The organism is Novosphingobium organovorum, assembly GCF_022832435.1.
Classification (GTDB): Bacteria; Pseudomonadota; Alphaproteobacteria; order Sphingomonadales; family Sphingomonadaceae; genus Novosphingobium; species Novosphingobium organovorum.
Window position 1 is genome coordinate 1 of the sequence record NZ_JALHLF010000212.1, and the last position, 2,607, is coordinate 2,607.

3 protein-coding genes and 1 pseudogene are annotated in these 2,607 nt (G+C 71.5%); all 4 read right to left on the minus strand.

What is annotated here, in order from left to right:
- A partial coding sequence (locus tag MTR62_RS20665; RefSeq protein ID WP_244024501.1) for a transposase occupies nt 1-903 on the minus strand: 903 nt, incomplete at its 3' end.
- Complete coding sequence (locus MTR62_RS20670) at nt 891-1,916, minus strand: hypothetical protein (RefSeq protein WP_244024503.1); 1,026 nt, start codon at nt 1,914-1,916, stop codon at nt 891-893. The genes MTR62_RS20665 and MTR62_RS20670, both read right to left, overlap by 13 nt.
- 13 nt (nt 1,917-1,929) lie before the next feature.
- The gene (locus tag MTR62_RS20675; RefSeq protein WP_244024505.1) at nt 1,930-2,157 is read right to left on the minus strand and encodes a hypothetical protein; all 228 of its coding nucleotides are present in this window, start codon (nt 2,155-2,157) and stop codon (nt 1,930-1,932) included.
- Between the two features lie 121 nt (nt 2,158-2,278).
- A pseudogene (locus MTR62_RS20680) lies at nt 2,279-2,607 on the minus strand (siroheme synthase); the annotation flags it as partial.

A 2,607-nucleotide genomic window follows, 5' to 3' on the forward strand; every position in this document is an offset into this window, starting at 1 on the left:
CTGGCGCCAGAGCCGGTCGCGGGCGGCGGCGTCGCTGGCCGCATCCGCCAGCGCCTGCCAGGCGCACAGCCGCATCCGGTCGCTCGGATGATGGCGGGCGAAGCGTTCGGCAAGGTCGAGCGCCTCTTCGCTGCCCAGCGCCACCGCGATGCGGATAAAAGCCTCGCTCGGCCCCGCGCCCAGCCGCTGCACGATGCGGGCATGGTCCGCCTGCGCGGCCTCGAGGCTGAAGACGTAATGGTCGCGCCAGCCCTGCACCGCCTGGCAATGCGCAAGGCTGAGCGTGATCGAGAGCGAAGCGGGCGGGTGAACGCAGTGGATGTCGCGCCCCGCGCGGTAATGCACCAGCGTGCCCGGCTCCATGCAGAACCGCCCCCGGCGGCGCAGCGCCACGCTTTCTCCGGGGTAGCCGACGACCGACGCGGGGTCGTACTCGAAATCGTCGACCCGCGGACCGGGGCCGAAATAGCCCAGTTCGAGGAAATCGAAATTGTGATCGTGCAGCACGCCGTAGTCGAACGCCGCCGGGCCGCTGGTCTGGTAGGCGCTGTCCGCGGGTGAGGGCCAGATTCGGGCGATAAGGTAGAAATTGCCCTTCCCCGGCGCGACCAGCACGCTGGCGTTGGCGCCCATGCGCAGGAACGGGGACGGTGCCCCGGCCTGCCCGCCAGGGCCAAGCGCGCCGATCAGCAGATCGCCCAGGAAGCCGGTGTTGTTGCCGAGCCGGACCAGCCAGCTCGCCGCGTGCGCGAGATTGACCTCGTCACCGGGATCGAAGCCCCAGCTCTCCAGCGCGTCGACGCATTCGGCAAGCGAGACCGCCGCCCTGTCGCGAACCGCGACCACTGCCTTATCGCGAACCGCGACCACCGCCTTGTCGCGGACCGCGATCAGCCGCGCCATGCCGCCCCCTGCCCGTCCCGCCCGGCCAGTTGCGGCCACTGGCCAAGCAGCGCCGCGCGCAGGCTAACCGCCTCGGCGTGCAGCGGATCGGACGGGGCCTCCACGAGGCGTTCGAGCTGCGCCAGTCCCGCGCGCGCATCGATCACCAGCAACTGGCGCAAGGCCTCCCAACGCAGCGCCGGATCGTCGGGCGTCGGATGGGGTGGCGCGCGCTCTGCCCTGGCTTCCACTACGCGGACCAGTTCGGGCACCGCATCGGCGCGCCCCATCGCGCCGAGCGCGGCCATCGCCAGTTCCATTCGGCTGGTGCGCCGATCGGGCGCGGTACGGCGCAGCAGCGCGCCATCGGCCAGCGCGTATTCGAACGCCGGACCACGATCCTCGATCGTGCGCTGGAGACGCAGGACAACGAGCCGCCCGTGCACCGCGCGCACCTGCCACGCCGCCGTGCGTTCGTCGCGGTAGAACCGTTCCCCGGCGCGCAGGCGCACCCCGGCCGAATGCAACACCGCCCGCGCCGCGCCGCTTTCGGCCGGATCAAGCCTGTGGTCATCCGCCTCCCCCTCGCCGGCGACGACCTGCAGCCAGGTTTCCTGCCCCGCGAACCGGGCCGAGCGGGGGGCGGGCATCGCGCGCATCGCGGCCTCGTCGTAACAGCTCAGCGCAAGGCTTGCGCGCCCGCTCGCGGCGAGCACCAGCGTCGCCGCCGCACGGCCAAGGCCATGGCGCAAGGGTAGCTGGCCGAGCGGATGCGCCTCAAGCGCGGCGATCCCGGCGGCAATTCCGGTGGTGACGAAGCGCTGCGCCGCCGCGCTCCCACGCGCGAACAGCGCGTCCAGCGCAGGGCATTGGTCCAGCCGCGCGCCCGCGCCAAAACGGGCCATATCGGCCAGGACCGGCGCCATGACCGGATCGGCGCGCCAGGTCTGCGCCGCCTGCGCCAGCCCGTCCTGCCCCGCCTGCCAACCGGTATCGTCGCGGGCCAGTGCGGCCAGCGGTGCGCGCAACTCCATGCGAAGAAGGCGCTCAGATCGTGGGGTGGAGTGGGTAGAGACAGCTCAGCGTCCCGGCCACATTGTCATCGAGCCAGGGCGCGCGCGCGCGATCGGCCAACGTGCCGTGAAGCGCGTTGGCCTGGGAGTAGACCGGCAAGGCGGCGATCCGGATGCGCGGCCCGGTCCCGCTCCACGTCGCAGCCAGCCGTGACGATGCCAGCTCCGACGATGCCAGCTCCGACGACGCTGTGCGCAACACCGCTGGTTTCCTCGACAACACCCCTGACACCCTTCTTCTCGTTCGCACCCGGTCTTGGCACCTCGTGCTGTTTGGCAAGCCGGGCCGAACAGGCGTAATTAAATCATTGTAATCACTAAGCTCAAACCGCAGCGCGGGTGGGTGCACGCAGGACGACGAGCAAGCCGGACACCGGCACGGGCGCCTCTCCGGGCGCAAGGTCCAGCCGCACCGCATCGGCGCGCGCACGCACCAGCAGGGTCTCGGGCAGGCCCGGCGCGCAGGCGATCGCGTCGGCCTCGCCGATCAAGCGCGCCTGGCGCAAGGTCAGATCGTCGGGATCGAGACTGGTAAGGACGATTTCGCACACGCCATCGCCCTGCGCCGCATCCGCGCCCGCGATCCAGTCTTCCAGCCGCGCCGCGCTGTCCTCGCGCAGCGGATCGAGCGCACCGCCGGTGGTGAGCGCGG

Coding starts and splice junctions, on each gene's coding strand:
- MTR62_RS20670 (WP_244024503.1), bottom strand. CDS start 1,916: ATGGAGTTGCGCGCACCGCTGGCCGCACTGGCCCGCGACGATACCGGT.